This is a genomic window from Citrobacter sp. Cu096 (genome assembly GCF_030332285.1).
GTDB classification, from domain to species: Bacteria; Pseudomonadota; Gammaproteobacteria; order Enterobacterales; family Enterobacteriaceae; genus Citrobacter; species Citrobacter meridianamericanus.
In genome coordinates this window covers 336448-360926 of sequence record NZ_JAOWID010000018.1, presented here as the reverse complement: position 1 = coordinate 360926, position 24479 = coordinate 336448, and the positions used below count along the sequence as shown (strand labels likewise).

General features: G+C 52.4%; 23 protein-coding genes and 1 pseudogene. 9 read left to right on the top strand and 15 right to left on the bottom strand.

Annotated features, from left to right (window positions below; translation table 11 throughout):
* Nucleotides 1–332: 332 nt before the first annotated feature.
* Together dapB and OGX99_RS03180 are read right to left on the bottom strand one after the other, a co-directional pair.
* Entirely contained in the window at nt 333–1154 is an 822-nt protein-coding gene (gene dapB / locus OGX99_RS03185) for a 4-hydroxy-tetrahydrodipicolinate reductase (RefSeq protein ID WP_252838426.1), read from the bottom strand.
* 133 nt (nt 1155–1287) lie between these two features.
* Complete coding sequence (locus OGX99_RS03180; RefSeq protein WP_286542654.1) at nt 1288–2295, bottom strand: LacI family DNA-binding transcriptional regulator; 1008 nt, start codon at nt 2293–2295, stop codon at nt 1288–1290.
* 187 nt (nt 2296–2482) lie between these two features.
* Here OGX99_RS03180 and OGX99_RS03175 point away from each other — a divergent pair, with 187 nt between their 5' ends.
* From OGX99_RS03175 to OGX99_RS03155, 5 genes are read left to right on the top strand one after another with little or no spacing between them, the layout of a single operon-like run.
* Nucleotides 2483–4228: a class I mannose-6-phosphate isomerase gene (locus OGX99_RS03175; RefSeq protein ID WP_151216704.1), complete on the top strand. Its 1746-nt coding sequence runs from the start codon at nt 2483–2485 to the stop codon at nt 4226–4228.
* A gap of 4 nt (nt 4229–4232) precedes the next feature.
* Entirely contained in the window at nt 4233–4661 is a 429-nt protein-coding gene (locus OGX99_RS03170) for a PTS sugar transporter subunit IIA (RefSeq protein ID WP_151216703.1), read from the top strand.
* A gap of 11 nt (nt 4662–4672) precedes the next feature.
* Nucleotides 4673–5167: a PTS sugar transporter subunit IIB gene (locus OGX99_RS03165; protein WP_151216702.1), complete on the top strand. Its 495-nt coding sequence runs from the start codon at nt 4673–4675 to the stop codon at nt 5165–5167.
* 10 nt (nt 5168–5177) lie between these two features.
* A complete protein-coding gene (locus tag OGX99_RS03160) occupies nt 5178–5978 on the top strand; it encodes a PTS mannose/fructose/sorbose/N-acetylgalactosamine transporter subunit IIC (RefSeq protein WP_151224535.1) in 801 nt (266 codons plus the stop codon).
* Nucleotides 5978–6796, top strand: coding sequence for a PTS system mannose/fructose/sorbose family transporter subunit IID (locus tag OGX99_RS03155; RefSeq protein ID WP_151216700.1), 819 nt, complete (start codon nt 5978–5980; stop codon nt 6794–6796). Before OGX99_RS03160 ends, OGX99_RS03155 begins: the two co-directional genes overlap by 1 nt.
* A gap of 40 nt (nt 6797–6836) precedes the next feature.
* Here the strand turns inward: OGX99_RS03155 and OGX99_RS03150 are convergent, their stop codons facing one another.
* The 8 genes from OGX99_RS03150 to ribF form a co-directional block, all read right to left on the bottom strand.
* Nucleotides 6837–7619, bottom strand: coding sequence for a glucose-6-phosphate isomerase family protein (locus tag OGX99_RS03150; RefSeq protein WP_151216699.1), 783 nt, complete (start codon nt 7617–7619; stop codon nt 6837–6839).
* Nucleotides 7612–8175 (bottom strand): glucose-6-phosphate isomerase family protein, encoded by a 564-nt coding sequence (locus OGX99_RS03145; RefSeq protein WP_187253707.1) that lies wholly within the window; start codon nt 8173–8175, stop codon nt 7612–7614. Before OGX99_RS03145 ends, OGX99_RS03150 begins: the two co-directional genes overlap by 8 nt.
* A gap of 97 nt (nt 8176–8272) precedes the next feature.
* The gene (gene rihC / locus OGX99_RS03140; protein ID WP_151216697.1) at nt 8273–9187 is read right to left on the bottom strand and encodes a ribonucleoside hydrolase RihC; all 915 of its coding nucleotides are present in this window, start codon (nt 9185–9187) and stop codon (nt 8273–8275) included.
* 66 nt (nt 9188–9253) lie between these two features.
* Entirely contained in the window at nt 9254–10204 is a 951-nt protein-coding gene (gene ispH / locus OGX99_RS03135; protein WP_151216696.1) for a 4-hydroxy-3-methylbut-2-enyl diphosphate reductase, read from the bottom strand.
* A 1-nt stretch (nt 10205) separates the two neighbouring features.
* A complete protein-coding gene (gene fkpB / locus OGX99_RS03130) occupies nt 10206–10655 on the bottom strand; it encodes an FKBP-type peptidyl-prolyl cis-trans isomerase (protein WP_003018929.1) in 450 nt (149 codons plus the stop codon).
* Between the two features lie 117 nt (nt 10656–10772).
* On the bottom strand, nt 10773–11270 hold the full coding sequence (lspA, locus tag OGX99_RS03125; protein WP_003018932.1) for a signal peptidase II: 498 nt from the start codon (nt 11268–11270) through the stop codon (nt 10773–10775).
* Nucleotides 11270–14086, bottom strand: a complete 2817-nt coding sequence (gene ileS / locus OGX99_RS03120; RefSeq protein ID WP_187253706.1) for an isoleucine--tRNA ligase — start codon at nt 14084–14086, stop codon at nt 11270–11272. Before ileS ends, lspA begins: the two co-directional genes overlap by 1 nt.
* A gap of 37 nt (nt 14087–14123) precedes the next feature.
* Nucleotides 14124–15062, bottom strand: a complete 939-nt coding sequence (gene ribF / locus OGX99_RS03115; RefSeq protein ID WP_286542649.1) for a bifunctional riboflavin kinase/FAD synthetase — start codon at nt 15060–15062, stop codon at nt 14124–14126.
* A gap of 328 nt (nt 15063–15390) precedes the next feature.
* Between ribF and rpsT the strand changes: the two genes are divergently transcribed.
* A complete protein-coding gene (gene rpsT / locus OGX99_RS03105; RefSeq protein WP_038637070.1) occupies nt 15391–15654 on the top strand; it encodes a 30S ribosomal protein S20 in 264 nt (87 codons plus the stop codon).
* A gap of 159 nt (nt 15655–15813) precedes the next feature.
* Here rpsT and nhaR read toward each other — a convergent pair whose 3' ends face one another.
* The 4 genes from nhaR to dnaK form a co-directional block, all read right to left on the bottom strand.
* Nucleotides 15814–16707: a transcriptional activator NhaR gene (gene nhaR / locus OGX99_RS03100; protein WP_151216694.1), complete on the bottom strand. Its 894-nt coding sequence runs from the start codon at nt 16705–16707 to the stop codon at nt 15814–15816.
* A 36-nt stretch (nt 16708–16743) separates the two neighbouring features.
* On the bottom strand, nt 16744–17910 hold the full coding sequence (gene nhaA / locus OGX99_RS03095) for a Na+/H+ antiporter NhaA (protein ID WP_187253705.1): 1167 nt from the start codon (nt 17908–17910) through the stop codon (nt 16744–16746).
* A 205-nt stretch (nt 17911–18115) separates the two neighbouring features.
* Complete coding sequence (dnaJ, locus tag OGX99_RS03090) at nt 18116–19249, bottom strand: molecular chaperone DnaJ (RefSeq protein ID WP_008786151.1); 1134 nt, start codon at nt 19247–19249, stop codon at nt 18116–18118.
* A gap of 87 nt (nt 19250–19336) precedes the next feature.
* A complete protein-coding gene (gene dnaK / locus OGX99_RS03085; protein WP_151216692.1) occupies nt 19337–21259 on the bottom strand; it encodes a molecular chaperone DnaK in 1923 nt (640 codons plus the stop codon).
* Between the two features lie 383 nt (nt 21260–21642).
* Here dnaK and OGX99_RS03080 point away from each other — a divergent pair, with 383 nt between their 5' ends.
* From OGX99_RS03080 to satP, 3 genes and pseudogenes are all read left to right on the top strand, one after another.
* A complete protein-coding gene (locus OGX99_RS03080) occupies nt 21643–22047 on the top strand; it encodes a DUF2541 family protein (protein WP_286542645.1) in 405 nt (134 codons plus the stop codon).
* A gap of 72 nt (nt 22048–22119) precedes the next feature.
* Nucleotides 22120–22306 (top strand): annotated as a pseudogene (locus OGX99_RS03075) (hypothetical protein); the annotation flags it as partial.
* Nucleotides 22307–22454: 148 nt separating this feature from the next.
* Nucleotides 22455–23021: an acetate uptake transporter gene (gene satP / locus OGX99_RS03070; protein WP_151216690.1), complete on the top strand. Its 567-nt coding sequence runs from the start codon at nt 22455–22457 to the stop codon at nt 23019–23021.
* Between the two features lie 34 nt (nt 23022–23055).
* On the opposite strand, the gene OGX99_RS03065 is transcribed toward satP, so the two are convergent.
* Nucleotides 23056–24363: an MFS transporter gene (locus OGX99_RS03065; RefSeq protein WP_151216689.1), complete on the bottom strand. Its 1308-nt coding sequence runs from the start codon at nt 24361–24363 to the stop codon at nt 23056–23058.
* Between the last annotated feature and the right edge of the window lie 116 nt (nt 24364–24479).

Sequence of the window (24479 nt, the reverse complement as noted above, 5' to 3'; positions counted from 1 at the left end):
CGTAAAAGTCTACCCAAAAGGACATTTTTTATTATTATTTTACGCCACTGGGATAAATCACACGATTTAACAGGCAAAAAGATCAGCTAACTTGGGATGGAAAACGCTTGCGGAAGATAAAGAGTGTAAAAACAGGAAGTGCGATAGTAAAAAGTGGACCATTTGGTCAAAACTCACATTCAGATAACAAAATACCACCACAAAAAACTGGTAAAATCGCATTTAAATGAAAAACAATACTCAAACACTAAAAATTAAAGGGCAATAAAGTATTGCCCCATGTAATCAATTAATTATGATTACAATAACCACATCACGAAGGGTAGTAAAAGCTATAAATTACGTAAATCAAGCACATCTTTCATATCAAAAAGACCATTTGACTTTGATTTCAGCCAAATTGCCGATCTCACCGCACCGTTAGCAAAGGTCATGCGACTGGACGCCTTGTGCGTAATCTCAATACGCTCGCCAATATCGGCGAACATCGCGGTGTGTTCCCCGACGATATCCCCCGCTCGTACCGTGGCAAAACCGATCGTGCCCGGTACGCGCTCGCCAGTGTAACCCTCACGGGAATAGACTGCGCAGTCTTTCAGATCTTTATCCAGCGCCCCAGCAATCGCCTCGCCCATGGCCAGCGCAGTGCCTGACGGCGCATCCACCTTGTGGCGGTGGTGCGCTTCGATAATCTCAATATCGGTGTAATCACCCATCACTTTCGCCGCCTTCTCCAGCAGCTTCAGCATGACATTCACACCCACGCTAAAGTTCGCGGCGAAAACAATAGCAATCTCCTGCGCGGCATCGCGAATAGCCTGTTTACCTGTGTCATCAAAGCCGGTGGTGCCAATCACCATTCCTTTACCGTGCTGGCGGCAAAACGCCAGATGCGTCAGCGTGCCTTCCGGGCGGGTAAAATCGATGAAAACATCAAAATCATCTTTCACCGCTTCAAGGCTACTTTGTACGGTAACGCCCGTTTTCCCGGCTCCCGCTAACTCTCCGGCATCGCTTCCCAGTAAGGACGAGCCTTCGCGCTCCAGCGCCGCGCCGAGCTGTACGCCATCCATGCCGAGAGTGGCTTGAATCAACTGACGCCCCATGCGTCCTCCGGCTCCCGCGATGGCAACGCGGATTTGTGCATCATGCATAGCTATTCTCTTTTGTTAATTTTACGTAAATCGTTTTCAGATTAACCAGCGCAACGCTGCACCGCCAGCCGAAAACGTCGATAATTAGAATTTAATGATAAACAGGCAGAGATATCAGTAAAAGGCATGACGATCAGCTAAAACCACATGATTCTCTGACCACCAGCGCAGGCGGCAGAATAATGCGTTTCGGTGGTTCGTCATTTCCCTGAATGCGGCTATAAAGCAGCTCTCCAGCCTTGCGACCAATCTCTTTTGCGGCCACTGAGACGGTAGTAAGCGCAGGTTGCACCAGCGCCGCTTCGGTGATGTCATCGAATCCCACCAGCGCAAAATCGCGCCCCGGTTCACGCCCCATTTTACGTAATGCCTGCATGACCCCAAGCGCTACGATGTCCTGATAACAAACGGCGGCGGTAATTTGCGGGAAACGCAGAAAAAGAGACTCCGCCGCTTTTGCGCCGTCAATTTGGCTGGCCTGCGTGGCGACTATCCATTCCGGATTCGGTGATATCCCCTGCTCCAGCAACGTGCTGGTGAAGCCACCGATACGCTGTGCCCGGCTACCTGAACTTGGGCTCCCCCCAATAAACGCAATATTCTTATGCCCCATTCTGACTAAATGAGTAGTGGCCATTTGCGTACCAAGAAAGTTATCCGTTCCCACAAAATCAAAATCAGGATCGCTGAGGGGGCGGACCACCATGATGGCAGGAATATTGCGCCTTTTCAGTGCTTCAAAAAAGGATGTCGGTGTTTCGCGCGCCGCGCAGAGCACCATCCCGCAGGCATTATTGCGCATTAATGAGTCGACAAATTTTTGCTGCCGTTCTCCTGACTCTTCGCTGTTTGCCAGAAACAACAGCAGGTCATGCCGCTCCATCTCATGGCTTAGCCCTGCTGTCATCTCACCATAAAAAGGGTTAGTGATGTCGTGTAACAACAATCCAACCTGATTACTGCTCCGGTTACGCAGATTAGCAGCGGTTTGATTATAAACGTAGCCAGCATCGTCCAGCGCTTTAAGTACCCGGTCACGTGTTGCCTGAGAAATGCGTCCCCGGTTACGCAGCACCATTGAAACGGTTGCCGTGGACACTCCCGCGCGTTCAGCAACCTGCGCCAGCGTGACTGTGGTCATGACTTCTCCTGTTTTTTTCAAAGGTTAATCGAATAACCTAAATAATGCCTTTTTACGTGTGATTCACATCACGCCAGCGTGCTTTTCATCGCACTGGTTTCAGATTATGGCGGGTTAATCGCGTTAACCACACTATGAAAATAAGGTTAATCGATTAATCTTAAATAAGCCAACACGGAGACAGAAAATGCATACAACTTATAATAAATTCCCTGAGGTTACCGTTCAGGGCTATGACAACCACGCCTGGCAGGGGTGGTCGTCGATCCATTCAGTGCTTAACGCCAGAGTTTCTGATGCAGCAAAAACCGTATTGATCGTCGATTGCTATCCGGGCGTGCGGCTTGACGAGCTGGAGCAACAGCTCGTTACGACGTTAGATGCCGCACTGGTGCTGAATATTGAATCCGCCCGCCGCGATGAGCAGGCCCTGCATCATTTACTGGCGCGCAACCTGACCGACGATCGCGTATTTGGTGTTCTCTCCTGCCACCATCTGGATGAGTTTTTTGATAGCAATAAACTCCGCCAGCTCCGCCAACAAATTGATGCCGTTACCGAAGGGCTTGTCGTGGTGTACGGCTCTGGCGCTGCGCTGGCACATTCTGGTGACATACTGGTTTATGCCGATCTTCCCCGTTGGGAAATTCAACAGCGTATGCGCCATGACGGGCTGGGAAACTGGGGGGCAGAAAACCAGGATGAAGATATTCTTCGTCGTTACAAACGTGCTTTTTTCATTGAATGGCGGGTATTCGACAGACACAAAACACCGTTACTCAAACGCGCCGATTATTTGCTTGATACCACGGTAGAAAGTAATCCCGCGATGGTCAGCGGTGACGCGCTACGCGCTGGCCTGCAACAAACAACCGAACAACCGTTTCGCGTTGCCCCTTTCTTTGACCCTGGCGTCTGGGGCGGCCAATGGATGAAACAACACTTCGATCTCGATCCCTCAGCCCCCAATTACGCGTGGTGTTTTGATTGCGTGCCCGAGGAAAACAGCCTGTTACTGCGTTTTGGCAACGTGCGGATCGAGATCCCTTCTCAGGACCTGGTATTAACTTATCCGCGCCCCCTGCTGGGTGAAAAAGTTCACGCGCGCTTTGGCGCGGAATTCCCGATCCGTTTTGACTTCCTTGACACCATTGGCGGGCAGAATTTGAGCTTCCAGGTTCATCCGCTCACCGAATACATACAGCAGCAGTTTGGTATGCACTATACCCAGGATGAGAGCTATTACATTCTCGAAGCCGAACCGGGGGCCGTGGTGTATCTCGGGACAAAAACTGGGATCGCACCGCAGGATATGCTCGATGATCTCCGGGCCGCAGGACGTGGCGAAAAAATCTTTGATGATGAGCGATTCGTGAATCAGATCCCCGCGCATAAACATGATCACTTCCTGATCCCCGCCGGCACCGTACATTGCTCGGGAGCAGGAACCATGGTGCTGGAGATCAGCGCAACACCTTATATTTTCACCTTCAAGCTGTGGGACTGGGGTCGTTTAGGCTTAGACGGCTTACCGCGCCCAGTGCATCTTGATCACGGTCAGCAGGTTATTGACTGGCAGCGCGACACGCAATGGGTGCACGACAACCTGATCAACCGTATTGAACCCATCGCTGAAGGTGACGGTTGGCGGGAAGAAAGAACCGGGATGCACGAACGCGAATTTATCGAAACGCGTCGCCACTGGTTTACGGCGCCCGTCACTCACCATACCCATGGCGGCGTCAACGTCCTGAACCTGGTCGAAGGCGCGCAGGCCGTTGTCGAAAGCCCGAACGGCGCATTTCCCCCGTTCGTCGTCAACTATGCAGAGACCTTTATCATCCCAGCCGCCGTAGGAGAGTATCGCATTTCGCCTTTTGGCAAAGGCATCGGTCAACAGCTCGCCACGATTAAAGCCTGGGTTAGAGGATAAGCGCATGATTAACGTTATTGTTGCCACCCATGGTCCCCTGGCGGAAGCGCTTCTCGCCAGCGGTCGTATGGTTTATGGAGAATTACCGCACGTTTTCCCCGTCACGCTGAGTGAACAGGCGGGTATCGAAGGGTTTAAACAGACGTTCACTCAGGTTCTCGCGAGTGCGGGAAAAGACGCTGACGGCGTTCTGGTGCTGTGTGACATGCAAAGCGGTACGCCGTGGAATGTCGCCTGCCATCATGCGTTTTCTGCACAAACGGTTCCTCCCGTTGCTGTCGTCGCGGGCGTTAATTTCCCGATGCTGTTACAAAGTGAGGAGATCTGCCATTTAACGGATGTTCATGCCGCAGCCGTCGAGCTGTTGGCGTTAACAGTACCCACGCTGATTAAAGCCGCCCCGGTTTTATCCGTTCAGTCCGACGATTTTTAAAGGAAACCATTATGAGTATTTCTTTTGTACGTATCGATGACCGCGTAATTCATGGGCAGCTCGTGACACGTTGGGCCAAAGAGCTGCCCTGTGACGGGATTGTCGCTATAGACGACGCCGTCGCGGCCGACCCTCTGCTCTCCTCGGTGATGAAAGGCGCCGTACAGGACACTAAAGTCTGGTTGTTTGATACGGCTACCGCGATTGAAAAATTGCCGAAAGTCATTGCCAGCGAAAAGCGTTATTTCGTCATTGGCAAATCTCCCGTCACGCTCAAGCGCATTGAAGAAGCGGGTATCAGCCTGAAAAATGCCAACGGCAAGATTAATGTGGGTCCAATGAGTGCTCGTGCTGATACTACCACCATCGGCCCGAATCAGTCGGTCAACGGGGATGAAATTGCCGCCTTTGACTGGCTGACGCAGCATGGACATCTGGTTGAGTTTCGCCTGGTTCCTGATGCCAGTAGCTACAGCTGGCAGGACGCACGCCAGAAGCTGAAATAAGGAGCGCACGATGATTATCGAAGCTACGTTGATTGGCATACTTTGCTATCTCGGCGCCCTCAGCAGCCCCTGGCTTCTGGGACTGACCGGCGGCTGGTATCTGATCACCCGCCCACTGATTTCCGGAATGTTGGTCGGGATTATCCTCGGCGACATTAAAACCGGAATCATGATTGGCGTCGCGGTTCAGGCAGTGTATATCGCGATGGTAACGCCCGGCGGTTCGATGCCGGCCGATCTCAACTTTGTTGCTTACCCGGCAATTGCTTTAGGTATCCTTTCAGGAAAAGGTCCCGAGGTTGCGGTCGCGCTGGCAGCCACCATCGGTATCGCCGGAACCATTTTGTTTAACGCGATGATGGTACTGAATTCCTTCTGGAATCACCGGGCAGATGTGGCGCTGGAACGAGGCGACGAACGCGGTATTTACCTGAACAGCGCCATCTGGCCACAGGTAACAAACTTTGTCCTGCGTTTTGTACCGACCTTTATTGCAGTCTACTTTGGGGCGCAATACATCAGCGGTTTTATGGACAGTTTGCCGAAAATGGTCTTGTCGACGATGAACGTACTGGGCGGCATTTTACCCGCCGTCGGGATCGCGATTTTGCTGAAACAGATCATCAAAAACTACACCATGTTGATCTACTTTCTCGTGGGTTTTGTCTGCATCGTCTTTTTAAAACTCAACATGGTCGCGCTGGTGATCGTCGGTTCGCTGTTGGCGTTGATCCATTACAACTACAAACCGGAACCGCAGCAGACCGCGAATGCAAAGTCGGTTGTGGATGATGATGAGGATGAATTCTGATGGAAGAACGTACACTCACGCGTAAAGATCTTCGCCGCTGCTGGCGTGCATGGATGATGCACAACTTGTCATCGATGAGCTTTGAACGTCTGGAATCTTTTGGCTTTTGTCTGAGCATGCTTCCGGTGGCAAAAAAACTCTATCCCGATCCAGCCCAACGTACTGAAATGCTGCGCCGCCACGCCTCGTTCTATAATACGGAACCTCAGATTGGCGCAATCGTAAATGGCATGGTGCTGGGGCTGGAGGAGAAAAAAGCGAACGGTGAGCCGATCGATGGCGAGACCATTAATACCCTGAAGGTTGGCCTGATGGGCCCGATCGCCGGGATCGGCGATTCCATGATCCCTGGGATGTTGATCCCTATCCTGCTCAGTATCGGCATGGCCCTGGCGGCCGGCGGTAACATTCTGGGACCGCTGTTTTATACCGTTGCCTGGCTGGCCATCATCATTCCTGGTTCGTGGTTCCTGTTTCTGAAAGGTTACAAAATGGGATCTGGCTCGGTGGAAATGCTGGTGAGTAGCAAATCTGCCCGTCTGCGTGAAGCGTTATCGCTGCTGGGAGTATTTGTCATGGGGGGCGTAGCGGCAAGCTACGTGAAGCTTGGCACCGGGCTGGAATTTATCACTAAAGATGGGGTGAACATTCACGTTCAGCAGATGCTGGACGGTATCTTCCCGCAGTTACTGCCGCTGGTTGTGGTGCTTGGCACCTGGTATCTGATGGCCAAGCGCGGTGTATCACCAGTGAAAGCAATGATTTTACTGCTGATTCTGGCCGCTCTTGGCGTCGCCACGGGCCTGTTTGCGGGTTAATACACAGAAAACATTACAACCGGGGCGATGCCCCGGTTTTTTATGGATGAAAGTTTTGCCACAGCTCGGGGTGTTTGTCCGGACGCGAGATAAATTGAAAGCGCGCTGGATCCTCGATGAATTGCTGGTAAACAGGCGCGGAAGTAATCGAGAACTCCGTATATTGCCGGGGAGTTACGGCCTGCAGTCGTCCGGGAATATAACGGGGATTATGCTGCCAGATAATGTTGTTGCCCTGCAGTAGCGGATACCATGCCAATCCTTTATGTGCACGCACGGCGTCGTACTCAAAACCATATTCACGATCGCACCACGCGCCAAAGGTTAATGGTACATCCGGGTCTGCGGAGATGGTCGCATGTCCCCAGCCGGGCGGTACCAGCACTTTCTCTCCCGGTCCGGCAATGACTGCAAAACACCGGCCAGGGTCATCCTCAACATATTCCTGCATATAAATGATCGCTTTTCCCTGCCAGATTTCGTAAAGCTCCGGCGGAGACCAGCCGCTGTGCTGACTGATACGATGAACATGTCCCTGACTACGCACCGGTTCTTTCCCCAACCTTCCCGCTGCATAGGTCACCACGCCAAACAGCAGCATCCGCTTTTTCAATTCTTCGCGATCCTGCATTCGCGCAACATCCATCGCAATGGCATACACCTCCTGCGGTCCTTCACAGTGCGGATCGCGCAGCGAGGCACGAATGTGATCGAGTTGACGAATCTCTGGCATCGGTCCGGTAACGTCGTCCCCATAGCTAAAACCAAGTGGGTGATGATGGACCGTCATATCCAGGCCGTAAGAATGTGCTAAGTCAGCCATTCTGTACCTCCTTCGCCTGGACCGTCTTATTCTCCTCAAAGACTCTTATTCTGAAGCCCCTGGTGAGCGCCGCATAATCATGACCCGCAATTCCTGGCCATACGGCGAGCGCCGACAGCACCTCTTCCCCGGTGTTGATTAACCGGTGCGCGGTAAAACCGGGGATGATGTGGACAGATCCGGCGAATACCTTTTCCAACCGCGCGTCGCCCTGTTCAGTCTGCAGCAACAGCAGGCCCTTGCCACGCAGGCCAAAATAGACTTCCCCCTGTTCGCGGCGCGCATGGAAATGCCCGCGAGTCATAAAATATTCGCAACCAACCCGGCCAGGATAAAGATGAGTAACGCCGGTATAGAGTTCGCCTTCAGCGGGAGACGTATCCAGCATTTCAACGTCATACACAACCTGCTCGCCGGTCAACTGTTGACGGGCGATTTCATCGGCAAAAACGTCAGTAAGATCCTGAATACGGGTGGATTTACGCAATAATGGGCCATCGGCTAAAGCGCCGCTTGCCCACGCCACCTGCGGTGGCTGGATAAAAGAAAGGTTCATATGTGTCTCCGGCCCGAGGAGAACAACAGCATCAGATTAGCAGATTAATCGATTAACCTGCTAATTCTGTCCGCATATTGCGGACCGGATCACAACCTCACGGGGCCAGCGCCAGTACCTCTGCCACCCACTGCTGAAATCCCTCAACGTCCAGCCCCAGCGCGACCTGCGCATTTGCCTGATGACCTAAACGTCCTTCAATGTCCACCACCGTCGTACCCGAGGTATACTCGCCCTGGGTTTCAACCGCCACGAAGCATGGTTGCAGGGTAAACAGCTCCGGGCGCACCAGCCAGGCAATAGCGCACAGATCGTGCATGCGCAGCCCCGTATTCATACTGCCACTACGATAATGGCTGAACAGCGCGTGCAGCATTTTTCCCGTCTGGTTAAGCTGAGGCAACGTAGCCAGGTAGTCCGGGGCGAGCATGGCCTGATTAGTGACATCCAGCCCACACATCACAATCTCCAGCCCGCTCTGGAAGACTTTCGCGGCGGCCTCGGGATCGATAGCAATATTAAACTCGGCGTTTGGCGTGAAGTTTCCGCGCCCGGCAGAACCGCCCATAATCACCAGGCGCTTAATGTTGAACACGCATTCAGGATAATGAGTCAGCAGCAGCGCAATATTTGTCAGGGGGCCAATTGCCACCAGCGTCATGGGCTGTGAGGCGTGCATCAGCACATCGCGAATGGCCTGGAAGGCGGGTTTTGCCATCGCGTGGCGGTCGTGCTCGACAAAATCATACCCTTCCATACCGGACTCACCGTGTACGGAAGCGGCATCACGCAGCGGTCGCACCAACGGCATTGATGCCCCCTGCGCCAGCGGAATATCCGCATTCCAAAAGTGCAGCAGTTGCAACGCATTACGGGTAGTTTTTTCCACCGACACATTGCCTGCGACAGTAGTCATCAGTTGCAGATCCAGCTCAGGGGCAAACAGCGCAGCGGCAATAGCGGCGGCATCATCAATGCCGGGATCGGTATCAAGAATGATCGGTAAGCGCATGGTTTCTCCATAAAAAAATGCCAGACGTTAAGTCTGGCATCTTCTCATAATCGTAACCTGAAAGACTTACTCTACTTCACGAACATCCACACGCAGCTCTTTCGGCACTTCGAAAACGATGTTTTCTTCACGGCCTTCCAGCGGAATAGCTTCCCCACCGCCAAGCTCCTGCAGACGAGCAATCACGTTTTGCACCAGGATATCCGGCGCTGAGGCTCCAGCCGTCACGCCCACGCACCTGGCTTCTTTCACCCATGCTTCCTGGATATCGGTCGCATCGTCAATCAAATACGCCGCTTTCCCCATTCGCTGGGCCAGTTCAGCCAGACGGTTGGAGTTAGAGGAGTTTTTCGAGCCGACCACCAGCACCACATCGGCCTGTTCCGCCAGCGCACGGACCGCTTCCTGACGGTTGGTGGTGGCATAACAGATATCATCTTTGCGCGGCCCGACAATTTTCGGGAAACGTTGGCGCAGTGCGTCAATGACGTCAGAGGTATCATCAACGGAGAGTGTGGTCTGCGTCATGAAGGATAATTTGCCTTCATTTTTCACATTCAGTTTCAGCACGTCTTCCGGTGATTCAACCAGGTACATTCCCCCTTGCGGGTTACTGTACTGCCCCATCGTGCCTTCGACTTCCGGGTGACCGGCATGACCAATCAGAATCGACTCTTCGCCACGACGGCTGGCGCGGGCAACTTCCATATGCACTTTCGTTACCAGCGGACAGGTTGCATCAAAAACCGTGAGGTCGCGGCCTTTGGCTTCGTTACGCACCGCCTGAGACACGCCGTGGGCAGAGAAGATCAGGATCGCGCCATCCGGCACTTCGCTGATTTGCTCAATAAAAATGGCCCCGCGCTCGCGCAGGCTATCCACCACATAGCGGTTATGTACCACTTCATGACGGACATAAATCGGCGCGCCGTAAATAGCCAACGCGTTTTCGACAATGCTGATAGCGCGGTCTACGCCAGCGCAAAAACCGCGCGGGTTGGCCAACAGGATCTGCATTTTACGCCTCCAGTGCCGGTTCGACTTCCAGCACTTCAATATCAAAATGAACGGTATGCCCAGCCAGCGGATGGTTGAAATCGACCGTGATCGAGTCACCATTGATTTCGCGGATCACGCCTGGCATCTCACTGCCGTCCATTGCGGTAAAGAGCATGATAGCGCCAATTTCTGGCTCACCCGCGTCCATAAATTCCCGACGCGAGAAATACTGAATTAAGTCCGGACTTGACACGCCAAAGGCGGCATCCGGCTCCAGAGCAAAAGTGGTTTTATCGCCTTCTTTTAACCCCAGCAGGTGTTGCTCCAGTCCTTCAGACAGAGAACCGTCGCCCAGGCGAAACAGCGCAGGCTTGCCGTTATTGCGGGTTGACTCTGCGGTGGAGCCATCGTCGAGCTTAAGGGTGAAGTGCACCAGCACCGCACTGTTACTCTGTACTGATTTAGACATGCAGGTTGCTCTTTAAAATTGCTGCCGCCTGTCTGCCCGGTGGCGCTACGCTTACCGGGCCTACAAGGATCGCAGTAAATTGTCGGCCGGATTAGCATAGCGCCATCCGGCATTTTTTTATGCGGCTTTTTTCTCTTTCGACGGTAAGAAGCCTTCCAGAACAATCAATGCCGCACCGATACAGATCGCCGTATCGGCAAGGTTGAATGTCGCGAAATGCCAGTCACCAACGTAAAAGTCAATCATATCAACCACGAAACCGTGCCACAGGCGATCAAACAGATTGCCCAGCGCACCGCCAATGATTAACGCATACGCGATGTTATTTAGCTTCTGCGTCGCCTTTGAGCGATACATCATCACCATCAGAATGACACAAATTCCGATAGCGATACCGGCAAAGAACCAACGTTGCCAGCCACCGCTGTCAGCTAAGAAGCTAAACGCCGCGCCATAGTTACGCGCATAGTGCAGATTAAGCGATGGAAACAGCGACACCGTATCCCCCAGAGCAAAGTTCTGGAGGATCAGGTATTTGCTGCCTAAATCGATAATCAGCACGACTACCACCAGCCACAGCCAGCGTAGTCCTGTTGAACAAAGAGGCTTACTCATCAGGCAAACTTACGTTGTTCGCCATCACCGGCGATGTTGCTGACACAGCGTCCGCAGATATCTGCATGTTCCGCCACCTGGCCGACGTCGGTAGTGTAATGCCAGCAGCGCGGACATTTCTCACCTTCGGCTTTGCTCAGTACGATTTTCAGACCTTTGAGCAGTTCGCTCTGCTGAGCATCAGCAGGAGCCGCTGCAAAATCCGCAACCGTCGCACCAGAGGTCAGCAGTACAAAACGCAACTCTTCGCCCAATGCGGTCAGTTTCGCCGCCAGTTCAGGTTCAGCGTACAGGGTCACTGCCGCTTCCAGAGAACCGCCGACTTTCTTATCCGCACGCGCCTGCTCGATGACCTTGTTCACTTCGCCACGCACTTTCAGCAGTTCGTCCCAGTAGGCATCGTTCATCGCTTCGGTTTCGCCTAAGCCAAACAGGCCTTCATACCACTCACCGGTAAAGACGTACTTCTCACGCTCGCCCGGCAGGTAACCCCAGATTTCATCTGCGGTGAAGGACATGATCGGCGCCATCCAGCGAACCAGGGCTTCTGCAATATGGAACAGCGCGGTCTGGCAGCTACGACGCGCCACACTGTCGGCTTTCGCGGTGTACTGGCGGTCTTTAATGATGTCGAGGTAGAACGAACCCATTTCTACGGAGCAGAAGCGCATCAGGCGCTGTACCACTTCGTGGAAGTCATAGGCTTCGTAAGCTTTCAGGATCTCTTCCTGCGCCGCTTGCGCGCAACCTACCGCCCAGCGATCCAGCACCACCATATCTTCCGGTTTCACCATATCTTTTACCGGATCGAACCCGTTCAGGTTCGCCAGCAGGAAGCGCGCGGTGTTACGGATACGACGATAGCTGTCGGCAGCACGTTTCAGGATTTCGTCAGAAACGGCCATTTCGCCGGTGTAGTCGGTTGAAGCGACCCATAGACGCAGAATATCCGCGCCCAGTTTGTTCATCACGTCCTGCGGAGAAACGGTATTGCCGATAGACTTGGACATTTTGCGCCCCTGCCCATCAACGGTGAAACCGTGGGTCAGTACCTGACGGTATGGCGCTTTGCCTTTCATGGCGGTGGAGATCATCAGAGATGACATGAACCAGCCGCGATGCTGGTCAGAACCTTCCAGATACATATCTGCCGCATGCCCTGCAAACTCAGGACGCACGTCTACGACGGATGAGTGGGTTGAACCAGAATCGAACCATACGTCCAGCGTATCCGGGACTTTGACATACTGGTCAGCTTCGTCGCCGAGAATATCTTTCGGATCAAGATCCCACCACGCCTGGATGCCGTCAACTTCAACGCGTTTGGCCACTTCTTCCATCAGTTCGATAGCGCGCGGATGCAGTTCTTCGGTGTCTTTGTGGACAAACAGAGACATCGGCACACCCCACGTACGCTGACGGGAGATACACCAGTCAGGACGGTTGGCAACCATCGATTCAATACGCGCCTGGCCCCAGTCCGGGATCCACTGCACGCCTTTGATCTCTTTTAGCGACTGCGCGCGCAGGCCTTTCTGATCCATGCTAACAAACCACTGCGGCGTTGCACGGAAGATGATCGGCGATTTGTGGCGCCAGCAGCATGGGTAGCTGTGCTGCATTTTTTCAACGTGCAGCAGCGCGCCTTTTTCGCTCAGCAGAGCGACAACAATATCGTTGGCTTTAAAAACGTTCACACCGTCCAGGGTCGGGTAGGTTCCCGCCAGGTAAGCGCCATCCGGACCCACCGGGTTCGCCACTTCCAGACCGTATTTTTGACCGATGACATAGTCGTCCGGGCCGTGGCCAGGCGCGGTATGTACCGCCCCGGTACCCGCATCCAGCGTAACGTGATCGCCCAGGATCGCCGGCACGTCAAAACCCATAAACGGGTGGGTAAAGCGCAGCAGTTCCAGCTCAGCGCCTTTCACGGTGCCGAGAATGGTGTATTCAGCCGCGCCAATACGCTGCATGACGCTTTCAACCAGATCTTTCGCCAGAATCACGGCCTGACCGTCAATCTGTACCAGCGCATAGTCAAAATCAGGTGCCAGGGAGATTGCGCGGTTCGCTGGTAACGTCCACGGGGTGGTAGTCCAGATAACCAGTGAGATCGGGCCGTTGACGTCAGAAACGCCAAATTTCGCTTTCACCGCATCCTGATCGACAGCGTGGAACGCCACGTCGATGGACGGGGAGGTTTTGTCGTAATACTCAACTTCCGCTTCCGCCAGCGCGGAACGGCAGTCAACGCACCAGTGAACCGGCTTCGCACCTTTATGCAGATGACCGTTACCGATGATCTTACCCAGCGCGCGAATGATGTTGGCTTCGGTTTTGAAGTCCATGGTCAGGTACGGATGTGACCAGTCGCCCAGCACGCCAAGACGGATAAAGTCTTTACGCTGTCCGTCAACCTGCGTAGCGGCGTATTCACGGCACTTGGCGCGGAACTCAGCGGCGGTGAACTTCTCGCCCGGCTTGCCATATTCCTGCTCTACTTTGAGCTCGATAGGCAGACCGTGGCAGTCCCAGCCCGGAACGTACGGCGAGTCATAGCCCGTGAGTCCTTTGGACTTCACGATAATGTCTTTCAGAATCTTGTTAACCGAGTGACCAATATGAATGCTGCCATTCGCATAAGGAGGGCCATCATGCAGAATGAAGGTTTTTTTGCCTTTTTTGGCCGCACGAATGATGCCGTACAGGTCATCATCAGTCCAACGCGCCAGCATTCCCGGTTCACGCTTGGCGAGATCGCCGCGCATCGGGAACCCTGTTTCCGGCAAATTCAGGGTTGATTTATAGTCACTCATCAGATTCTCGGTTCCGTATTTAAAACTCGTATAGGCATTAAGCCGGTTTTGTTAGCCCAAAAAATTCGCGGGCAGTCAACTCATCACGCGCAATCTGCGCTTTTAGTTCATCCAGCGAGGCAAATCGCTGTTCGCTGCGTATTTTTTTACGCAGCACTACATCTATATGGCGACCATACAGGTCCATTACAACATCCAACAGATGCACTTCCAACTGTTGGCGTACGCCTGCTACCGTCGGACGGGTGCCGATGTTGGCGACGCCGGGGAAAGGTTTGTCACCCAGTCCAGTCACTTCAACCGCATAAACCCCTTTCACTGGAGAAACCTGGCGACGAAGCGGTAAGTTTGCCGTCGGAAAACCGATCGTGCGCCCTAACTCGTCACCATGAACTACACGTCCTGAGATAGTAAAAGGATGCCCAAGCAGACTTTCGGCCAGTTGCAGGTTATCTTCTGCCAGTGCCTGACGGACCGCGGTGCTGCTGATGCGCACACCGCCCTCACAGAAGGTTTGGGTGCTGGTGATATCAAAACCATACTCAGCGCCCGCTTCCTGTAATAACAAGAAATCGCCCGCACGGCTAGCGCCAAAGCGGAAATCATCACCAACGGCAAGAAATTGTACACCAAGGCGATTAACCAGCAGATCGCTGATAAAGGTCTGCGCCGTTAATGCGGCAAAACGCCTGTCAAAACGCACGCACAGTACGTAATCCACGCCACATTCCGCCAGATAACGCAGTTTTTCCCGCAGACGAGTAAGGCGCGCAGGCGACTTGTCTGTCGCAAACAGCTCCAGCGGCTGCGGCTCGAAAATCATCACCATTACCGGTAAATTGCGCTTGCGCCCTTCTTCCCGTAACCCCTGCAGTAACGCACGGTGGCCCCGGTGCACGCCGTCGAAATTACCAATAGTCAGCACACACCCATGCGGGGCCTGACTGAGATTATGTATGCCTCGTATCAGCTTCATGTCTGGCTCAAAACAGTGAAAATCGTGAAAGTATACCCTGTACCGCGGTCAACGTTAACCGGCGATTGTTTCTACGAAACAGAAAGAGGATGCTTTTCATTGTTATGAATCAAATTGACGCCCTTCACGGGCACACCAATGCAATTTTTCTCGTGGAAAAGCTGTATTCACGCCACGCAAGCTGGTAGAATCCTGCGCCATCACTACGCAACGAGTGCTGGAATTTAAACGGCGCTTATTTGCACAAATCCATTGACAAAAGAAGGCTAAAAGGGCATATTCCTCGGCCTTTGAATTGTCCATATAGAACACATTTGGGAGTTGGACCTTGGCTAATATCAAATCAGCTAAGAAGCGCGCCGTTCAGTCTGAAAAGGCCCGCAAGCACAACGCTAGCCGTCGCTCTATGATGCGTACTTTCATCAAGAAAGTATACGCAGCTATTGAAGCTGGCGACAAAGCTACTGCACTGAAAGCATTTAACGAAATGCAACCACTCGTGGACCGTCAGGCTGCTAAAGGTCTGATCCACAAAAACAAAGCTGCACGTCATAAAGCAAACCTGACTGCACAGATCAACAAACTGGCTTAATCGCCCGTCTGTTGTCGCTTTGTGAAAAAACCCGCGAAAGCGGGTTTTTTTATGCCTGTTGTTTGTGCAACCAACTTCGAAGGCAACCGCGATCCGCAGATGTAGAATGATTCCGGCTGCGGGAACATACCGCAGCCGGAATCATGACGGCTTTCTTGATTACTGCGGCTTAAATAATGTCGAGTAGTCCGCATTACAAATACGCTGCACAGCCGGATGCTGGATCATCCTCTCCGCAAATATGGCGTGATACTCCTCCATCACATTCTCTACGCGTCCAATTTCAACAATAGAATCATCAGCATAGAAATTATGCGAATACAGCGTAGGCGCAACGAAAATAGCGTTATGCGTTGCGCCAAACGCTTTCATCAGCGCGGCGTCATCAAACTCGCCAAGGATTTCAACGTTCAGTCCTTGTGAGTTAATCCAGTTCAACAGCTTACGTCCGAGCATCGAACGACGTCCAGGGATCAGCAATCGACGCTCTTCCAGACAGGCCGGAAACGGTTTCTCAGGCAGCGGCTTGGTACACCAAAAACTCACGCTGCATTCGCCTATCCGCACCGAGAACAGCCCTTCCTGCTGCGTTGAGTCGATCGGACAATCGGAAATGATCATGTCCAGCTTATGCTGGCTGAGTTGCTCCAGCAGCATCTCGTGCGTTGATTCAAAACAACGCAGGTGGATTTGCTCATTCTCAACCACCGCGGCATCCAGCACGCTGCTGACCAGTTGTTTGGACAATGCATCCGCCACACCGACATCAAACAGCAAATTCGACTCTTTGCGATAGTTCACGATATCCAGCATTTCCTGGCTTAAGGTGAACATTTTGTCTGCATACCGAAAGACTAATTCCCCCAGCTCACTGGGTTCCAGCCCGCGCCCCTTACGCTTAAACAACTTCCCTTGTAAGCGTTCCTCAAGCGCTTTGATCTGCCCGGTAATAGTTTGTGGTGTCAGATAAAGCGCTTCTGCGGCACCTACCACCGATCCTTCTTTATACACATGCCAGAAGTAATACAGGTGGTTGTAATTTATATGAGACATACTCTCTCCCTGAAATTGTCACCAAGAGTTATCTGCTCAGGCTGACGTATTCAACCGGGTACGCAGCCAGCTATAACCGATAACTGCCGACAGCAGAGAGCCGATCAGGATCCCCAGTTTTGCCCAGTTAATCAGCTCTGGATCAACGTTACCAAACGCCAGGCTGGCGATGAAAATCGACATCGTAAAGCCAATGCCGCACAGAATACCGACCGCCATAATTTGCTGGAAATTCGTGCCTTCAGGCAGCTGCGCTACCTTGAGCCGTAATGCCAGCCAGCAGAACAGGCTGATCCCCAGTGGCTTACCGATAAGCAGGCCGGCAATAATCCCCAGCGGCAGGATGGAGGTCAACCCGTCCATCGTCACGCCCTGCAGTGAAACACCCGCATTAGCAAAAGCAAACAGCGGCAGGATCAGATAGGCCACCCACGGATGCAGGACATGCTCCAATCGCTTCGCGGGTGAACGCCCATGTTTTTCCTTCAACGGAATAAAGAAACCGACGATCACCCCTGCCAGAGTGGCATGCACGCCGGACTTCAGCACTGCCGTCCACAACACGACGCCAACCAGAATATAAATACCGGTACGTCTCACACCACACAGATTCAATGCCGCCAGGACGAGAATTGCGCACGCGGCGACGCCCAGAGACAACAAAGAGAGATCGCTGGTGTAGAACAACGCGATGATCACGATGGCGCCGAGGTCATCGATAATCGCCAGCGCCATCAGGAAGATTTTCAACGCCAGCGGAACACGACTGCCCAACAGTGCCAACACGCCTAATGCAAAAGCGATATCCGTTGCTGCCGGAATTGCCCATCCTTCACGAGTGATAGGGTCGGCATAGTTGAATGCCAGATACAGCAACGCCGGGACAATCATGCCCCCGATCGCGGCAATGATCGGAAACGCCGCCTGACGCAGGCTGGCAAGCGAACCCTGCATTAACTCACGCTTCACTTCCAGACCAATCAACAGGAAAAACACCGCCATCAACGCGTCGTTGATCCACAGCAGCATATTTTTGTTGATCTCAAGCGCGCCAACCCGCAGTTGGACAGGTGTTTCCAGAAAGGCGTGGTACCATCCACTGGTAACCCCGATATTTGCCATCATCATAGCGACTGCGGCAGCGATGATCAGAATGATACCTCCCGAGGCGTCGCTACTAAAAAAACGGTGCAGATGTTTCACTTTTATTCTCTCTATTGGGTGAATACTTCGTAATTACTATCTTACACCCTCAGAAAGCTCGTTAAAATTAGATTATTCATGATGAATAGATCGGTTTTTACGATCTAAAAGAACGAAGTTGGTGAAGATTTTCCAGACGTAAAACAGAAATAAAAAAGCCTGAAACTTTTCAGCTCCAGGCTTTTGTCAGAGAGAAAACGGCGAATTAACGCGTCAAATCATCAAAGAATTTCTTCACGCCGTCGAAGAAGCTTTTGGAACGCGGGCTGTTTTGCTCGCCGGTAGGACCACCAAAGCTATCCTGCAGGTCTTTCAGCAGCTGTTTCTGCTTGTCGTTGAGGCCAACCGGGGTTTCAACAACCACACGGCACAGCAGATCGCCCTGTGCGCCGCCGCGTACAGACTTAACGCCTTTACCACGCATGCGGAACAGTTTACCGGTCTGCGTTTCACCCGGAATTTTTAACTTCACGCGACCGTCCAGCGTCGGGACTTCAATCTCACCGCCCAGGGCTGCCATCGCAAAGTTAATCGGCACTTCGCAGTACAGGTTATTGCCTTCACGTTCGAAAATTGGGTGCTGTTTTACCTGCACCTGCACGTACAAATCACCCGCTGGCGCGCCATGCTCACCGGCTTCGCCTTCACCCGCTAAACGAATACGGTCGCCGGTATCAACCCCTGCAGGGATCTTAACAGACAGCGTTTTGCTCTTCTCAACGCGACCATGCCCGTGGCATTTGTTGCACGGGTCTTTGATCAGCGTACCGCGACCCTGACAGTGTGGACATGTCTGCTGTACGGCGAAGAAACCCTGGCGCATCTGCACCTGACCGGAACCGTGACAGGTTGGACAGGTCTGCGGTTGTGTGCCCGCCTTCGCGCCACTGCCGTGGCAGACGTCACACTCTTCCAGCGTAGGGATGCGGATCTCTTTGGTGACGCCACGCACGGCTTCTTCCAGAGTGAGATCCATGTTGTAACGTAAATCAGCCCCACGTGAGGCGCGCTGACGACCACGACCGCCGCCAAAGATATCGCCAAACACGTCACCAAAGATATCGCTGAAGTCTGCCCCGCCGCCAAAACCGCCGCCGCCGCCCATACCACCTTGCTCAAACGCTGCATGGCCGTACTGATCGTAAGCCGCACGTTTTTGCGCATCGGTCAGGATCTCGTACGCTTCTTTGATCTCTTTAAACTTGGCTTCGGCCTCTTTATCACCCTGATTGCGGTCCGGGTGATATTTCATGGCCAGGCGCTTGTAGGCCTTCTTGATTTCACGCTCTTCCGCTGATTTGGAAACGCCTAAAATCTCGTAATAGTCTTGCTTTGCCATTGGTTTTTTTAAGCCCCTTAACATACGAGCACGGGCGAAGAGGAAACCTCTACGCCCGTGCCGATTAACTACCCTGCATCAGGGCGATTATTTTTTGTCTTTCACTTCTTCAAACTCAGCGTCGACAACGTCGTCATCTTTCGCGTTGTTTGCAGAAGCATCAGCGCCTGCTGCACCAGCCTGCTGCTGGGCGTGCTGCTGCTGAGCGATTTCCATCAGTTTCTGGGAAACCTGTGCCAGCGCCTGCATCTTCGCTTCGATATCCGCTTTATCTTCGCCTTTCAGAGAAGTTTCCAGCGCGGTCAGTGCAGACTCGATGGCAGTTTTGTCGTCAGCCGGCAGTTTGTCGCCTGCTTCTTCAACCTGCTTGCGAGTGCTGTGCAGCAGATGATCAGCCTGGTTACGGGTCTGAACCAGCTCTTCAAACTTACGGTCAGATTCTGCGTTCGCTTCTGCTTCGCGAACCATTTTCTGAATTTCTTCTTCGTTCAGACCAGAAGAAGCCTTGATGGTGATCTTCTGCTCTTTACCGCTGTTTTTGTCTTTCGCGGAAACGTGCAGAATACCGTCGGCATCGATGTCAAAAGTAACTTCGATCTGCGGCATACCGCGCGGAGCCGGACTGATACCATCCAAGTTAAACTGCCCCAGATCTTTGTTATCAGCAGCACGTTTACGTTCACCCTGCAGCACATGGATGGTTACCGCAGACTGGTTGTCTTCAGCGGTAGAGAACACCTGGCTGTGCTTGGTCGGGATGGTGGTGTTCTTCGCGATCAGCGGAGTCATTACGCCACCCATGGTTTCGATACCCAGAGACAGCGGGGTAACGTCCAGCAGCAGCACGTCTTTAACATCACCGGTCAATACACCACCCTGAACAGCTGCACCGATTGCTACGGCTTCGTCCGGGTTAACATCTTTACGCGGCTCTTTACCGAAGAACTCAGCGACTTTCTTCTGCACCATCGGCATACGCGTCTGACCACCAACGAGGATAACGTCGTTGATATCAGATACGGACAGGCCAGCATCCTGCAGAGCAACTTTCAGTGGCTCGATAGAACGGTTAACCAGGTCTTCAACCAGGCTTTCCAGTTTCGCACGGGTCACTTTGATGTTCATGTGTTTAGGACCAGTCGCGTCTGCAGTGATGTACGGCAGGTTCACGTCGGTCTGCTGCGCAGAGGACAGCTCGATCTTCGCTTTTTCTGCGGCTTCTTTCAGACGCTGCATCGCCAGCGGGTCATTACGCAGGTCGATACCCTGATCTTTCTTAAACTCGTCAACCAGGTAGTTGATCATACGGCTGTCGAAGTCTTCACCACCCAGGTGGGTATCACCGTTGGTTGCCAGAACTTCGAAGGTTTTTTCGCCGTCAACTTCGTCGATTTCGATAATAGAGATATCGAAAGTACCACCACCGAGGTCATATACCGCGATAGTACGGTTGCCGACTTCTTTATCCAGACCGTAAGCCAGCGCAGCTGCGGTTGGTTCGTTGATGATACGTTTTACTTCCAGACCTGCGATACGGCCAGCATCTTTGGTTGCCTGACGCTGAGCATCGTTAAAGTATGCAGGTACGGTGATAACAGCTTCAGTTACTGGTTCACCCAGGTAATCTTCAGCCGTTTTCTTCATTTTTTTCAGCACTTCAGCAGAAATCTGCGGCGGTGCCAGTTTCTGACCTTTAACGTCAATCCATGCATCACCGTTGTCAGCACCGATGATTTTGTACGGCATGATGGCTTCATCACGCTGTACTTCTTCGTCCTGGAAGCGGCGGCCAATCAGGCGTTTAATCGCAAACAGGGTGTTTTGCGGGTTTGTCACTGCCTGACGTTTAGCCGGCTGACCAACCAGAGTTTCACCATCCTGGGTATAAGCAATGATAGAAGGCGTGGTGCGATCGCCCTCGGCGTTCTCCAGCACACGTGCAGTAGTGCCATCCATAATCGCTACACAAGAGTTGGTAGTACCCAGGTCGATACCAATAATTTTACCCATCTAAACGTCTCCACTAAAAATTCGGTCATCATGTGGTTGTGAATCTGTAATAAGGGCGAAACGTGCGGTTTCAACTACCCTGAATCGTTTTTTTTCAGACTCACCACTGCGGTTGCTTACAAGATGGGGTCGTAACCCACGTCATCAAGGGGGGCATGAAAATTTTTTTTAGCCTTGTGGCAATAAAATCGCAGAAAAAAGGCTAAAAGATTAAAAAATGAATAGTCTCAAATCAAAACTAATTCATAAAACAGATAAATTCAGCGCAGCCATTCACATAAAAATTGTAATAAAAAGAAAATATTACAAGCATGAATCATGACTCTGACAGCGGTAAGATGGTCTGAAACGACACACTTTTACAGCCGTCAAAGAGAAATTCCATGAAATCCGTATTAACCCTTTCCGCCAGCCTGCTTATGGGCCTGCTGCTGAGCAGCGCCGCACACGCTAACGATCATAAAGTCCTCGGTGTGATCGCCATGCCCCGTAATGAAACCACCGATCTAACGCTGAAACTACCCGTTTGCCGCGTGGTGAAACGTATTCAACTGACGGCCGATCATGGTGATTTACAGCTCAGTGGTGCATCGGTTTACTTCAAGGCTGCCCACATGTCCAGCCAGAGTCTGAACGTGCCTTTCTCCATCAAAGAAGGGCAAACAACCAATTGGATCAACATCAATAGCGACAACGACAATAAGCGCTGCGTGAAAAAAATAACCTTCTCCGGTCATACGGTGAACTCTTCTGATATGGCGACGCTGAAAATCATCGGCGACGACTAATTCGCCATACTTTTATTCAGATGCCTCAGAAACATGAATGTCACCTATTTGATGAAGCTAAAAGCTGATAGAGAGTTAACCAAAATTCTGCGAACCCACGCCGCCGTCGGCGTAATCGGGCACGGATTACTGCGCGGAGCCGGACTTGGCGGCCTTAAACGAGGTTAAAGCGGTAAGCGGCAGCGCCTATCGCGTGACGATCCCAGCGGTACTCCACATCGCCTGCCTGCGCAGAATGCTCAACCACACACAAACGTGATGCCCATCACAGGGAAAATAATTCGTTTTCCCTTCGTTAGATCATAGACAGTGCTCTCTCCCCTGATTATTATGCCGCGCCCCGAAGACAGTGATCGTTATTCGGGGAAACTATTTCACCATTCAATCAATGATGATTTTGAGGAATTATGGGCAACACTAAGTTGGCTAATCCGGCACCGCTGGGCCTGATGGGCTTTGGCATGACCACCATTCTGCTTAACCTGCATAATGCGGGTTTCTTCGCTTTAGACGTTATTATTCTGGCGATGGGCATTTTCTACGGCGGTATCGCGCAAATTTTTGCCGGTCTGCTGGAATATAAAAAAGGCAACACCTTCGGTTTAACCGCCTTTACTTCCTACGGTTCGTTCTGGCTGACGTTGGTTGCGATCCTGCTGATGCCGAAAATGGGCCTCGCGGATGCAACCAATGGTCAGTTCCTGGGCGCTTACCTGGGTCTGTGGGGTGTGTTCACTCTGTTCATGTTCTTCGGTACGCTGAAAGCCGCGCGCATGCTGCAGTTTGTGTTCCTGAGCCTGACAGTGCTGTTCGCCCTGCTGGCCGTTGGCAACATTGCAGGTAACGAAACAATCATTCACATTGCTGGATGGGTTGGCTTAGTGTGCGGCGCAAGCGCCATTTACCTGGCGATGGGTGAAGTGCTGAACGAACAGTTTGGCCGCACCATCCTGCCGATTGGTGAAGCACATTAATCTGATACTATCCCCCCTTCCGGGGGGATAGTTCTTACAACTGCTGTAACTCTGCCTGTACGTTCGAATCGCGATGATAAATATCCTGTCGCAGCCAAATTCCCAAACCAAGCCCTACCAGCGATAACGCCAGTACATACCAGGCCGGAGCCATTGGCGACACGCTCATCAACACCGTTACTGCGATGGGTGTTAGCCCACCGAAAATGGCATACGAGACGTTATAGGAAAAGGAAATACCGGTAAAACGGACTTCTGCCGGAAACGCCCGCACCATCACGTAAGGCACTGCCCCCACGACGCCAACGCATAACCCTACCAGGCCGTACAACCCAAACAGGTATTCGGGATGACTGCCGGTCAGGTGATAGAAAAACCAGCTCGAACAGGCCAGCAGCAGGCTACCGACAATAAAAGTTTTGCTGGCACCAACCTGGTCGACAATAAACCCCGCCAGTAAACAACCGATGCACAGCATAATTGTGGCGACGCTGTTAGCTTGTAACGTCAGCGCCGGCGCAAAGCCATATTGCTTCTGCAACCAGACTGGCGACATCAGGATCACTACCACAATCCCGGCAGAGAGCAGCCAGGTTAGTAGCATTGACACCACCACTGCTTTTTTATGTTTACTCACCACCGATTTCACCGGTAGCTCTTGCGCCAACGCTTTACGCTGCTGCATTTCGAGGAAGATGGGCGTCTCCTGCAGCCAACGGCGTAGATACATTGCCACCAACCCAAACGCGCCCCCCAGCAGGAAAGGGATACGCCAACCATAGTCATGCACCGCTTGCTGCGTAAAACTGGTGTTCACTAACGTCGCAACCACCGACCCCAGCAGAATTCCCACCGTTAGCCCAGCGGTCAGCGTTCCGCAGGCGATGCCGATGCGACGCTCTGGTACATGTTCGGCCACGAATACCCACGCACCTGGTACTTCACCCCCAATGGCAGCGCCCTGCAAAATGCGCATCAGCAGTAACAGCAGCGGCGCCAGGATCCCAATTGAGGCGTAATCAGGCAGCAGTCCAATCGCCAGCGTTGGTATTGCCATCAGTAAAATACTCAGCGTGAACATTTTCTTACGCCCGACCAGATCACCAAAATGCGCCATGATGATGCCACCCAGCGGACGCGCCAGATATCCGGCGGCAAAGATGCCGAAGGTTTGCACCTGACGTAGCCATTCAGGAATATCTGCAGGAAAGAAGAGTTCGCCAACAACAGCGGCAAAGAAGACAAAGATAATGAAATCATAAAACTCAAGCGCACCGCCAAGGGCAGCAAGCGTTAGGGTTTTATAATCCTGGCGATTCAGCGGTCGATTGTGTTGTGACATAGCAAACCATCAGTCAGTGGAGTTATTGAATCTGTCTGTCGATATATGTAAAGCAAAAATTACTATATCGTAAACAATTCAATACTCCACTGTCATTGGCACTTATGCCGCGATCG

Excerpts from the sequence above, each read along its gene's own strand:
- dapB (WP_252838426.1), bottom strand. The coding sequence starts at position 1,154 with ATGCATGATGCACAAATCCGCGTTGCCATCGCGGGAGCCGGAGGACGC.
- ribF (WP_286542649.1), bottom strand. The coding sequence starts at position 15,062 with ATGAAGCTGATACGAGGCATACATAATCTCAGTCAGGCCCCGCATGGG.
- lspA (WP_003018932.1), bottom strand. The coding sequence starts at position 11,270 with ATGAGTAAGCCTCTTTGTTCAACAGGACTACGCTGGCTGTGGCTGGTG.
- rihC (WP_151216697.1), bottom strand. The coding sequence starts at position 9,187 with ATGCGCTTACCGATCATTCTTGATACCGATCCCGGCATTGATGATGCC.
- OGX99_RS03065 (WP_151216689.1), bottom strand. The coding sequence starts at position 24,363 with ATGTCACAACACAATCGACCGCTGAATCGCCAGGATTATAAAACCCTA.
- OGX99_RS03080 (WP_286542645.1), top strand. The coding sequence starts at position 21,643 with ATGAAATCCGTATTAACCCTTTCCGCCAGCCTGCTTATGGGCCTGCTG.
- ispH (WP_151216696.1), bottom strand. The coding sequence starts at position 10,204 with ATGCAGATCCTGTTGGCCAACCCGCGCGGTTTTTGCGCTGGCGTAGAC.
- satP (WP_151216690.1), top strand. The coding sequence starts at position 22,455 with ATGGGCAACACTAAGTTGGCTAATCCGGCACCGCTGGGCCTGATGGGC.
- nhaR (WP_151216694.1), bottom strand. The coding sequence starts at position 16,707 with ATGTCTCATATAAATTACAACCACCTGTATTACTTCTGGCATGTGTAT.
- OGX99_RS03160 (WP_151224535.1), top strand. The coding sequence starts at position 5,178 with ATGATTATCGAAGCTACGTTGATTGGCATACTTTGCTATCTCGGCGCC.
- OGX99_RS03165 (WP_151216702.1), top strand. The coding sequence starts at position 4,673 with ATGAGTATTTCTTTTGTACGTATCGATGACCGCGTAATTCATGGGCAG.
- dnaJ (WP_008786151.1), bottom strand. The coding sequence starts at position 19,249 with ATGGCAAAGCAAGACTATTACGAGATTTTAGGCGTTTCCAAATCAGCG.
- OGX99_RS03150 (WP_151216699.1), bottom strand. The coding sequence starts at position 7,619 with ATGGCTGACTTAGCACATTCTTACGGCCTGGATATGACGGTCCATCAT.
- ileS (WP_187253706.1), bottom strand. The coding sequence starts at position 14,086 with ATGAGTGACTATAAATCAACCCTGAATTTGCCGGAAACAGGGTTCCCG.
- OGX99_RS03175 (WP_151216704.1), top strand. The coding sequence starts at position 2,483 with ATGCATACAACTTATAATAAATTCCCTGAGGTTACCGTTCAGGGCTAT.
- fkpB (WP_003018929.1), bottom strand. The coding sequence starts at position 10,655 with ATGTCTAAATCAGTACAGAGTAACAGTGCGGTGCTGGTGCACTTCACC.
- dnaK (WP_151216692.1), bottom strand. The coding sequence starts at position 21,259 with ATGGGTAAAATTATTGGTATCGACCTGGGTACTACCAACTCTTGTGTA.
- OGX99_RS03180 (WP_286542654.1), bottom strand. The coding sequence starts at position 2,295 with ATGACCACAGTCACGCTGGCGCAGGTTGCTGAACGCGCGGGAGTGTCC.
- OGX99_RS03145 (WP_187253707.1), bottom strand. The coding sequence starts at position 8,175 with ATGAACCTTTCTTTTATCCAGCCACCGCAGGTGGCGTGGGCAAGCGGC.
- OGX99_RS03155 (WP_151216700.1), top strand. The coding sequence starts at position 5,978 with ATGGAAGAACGTACACTCACGCGTAAAGATCTTCGCCGCTGCTGGCGT.
- OGX99_RS03170 (WP_151216703.1), top strand. The coding sequence starts at position 4,233 with ATGATTAACGTTATTGTTGCCACCCATGGTCCCCTGGCGGAAGCGCTT.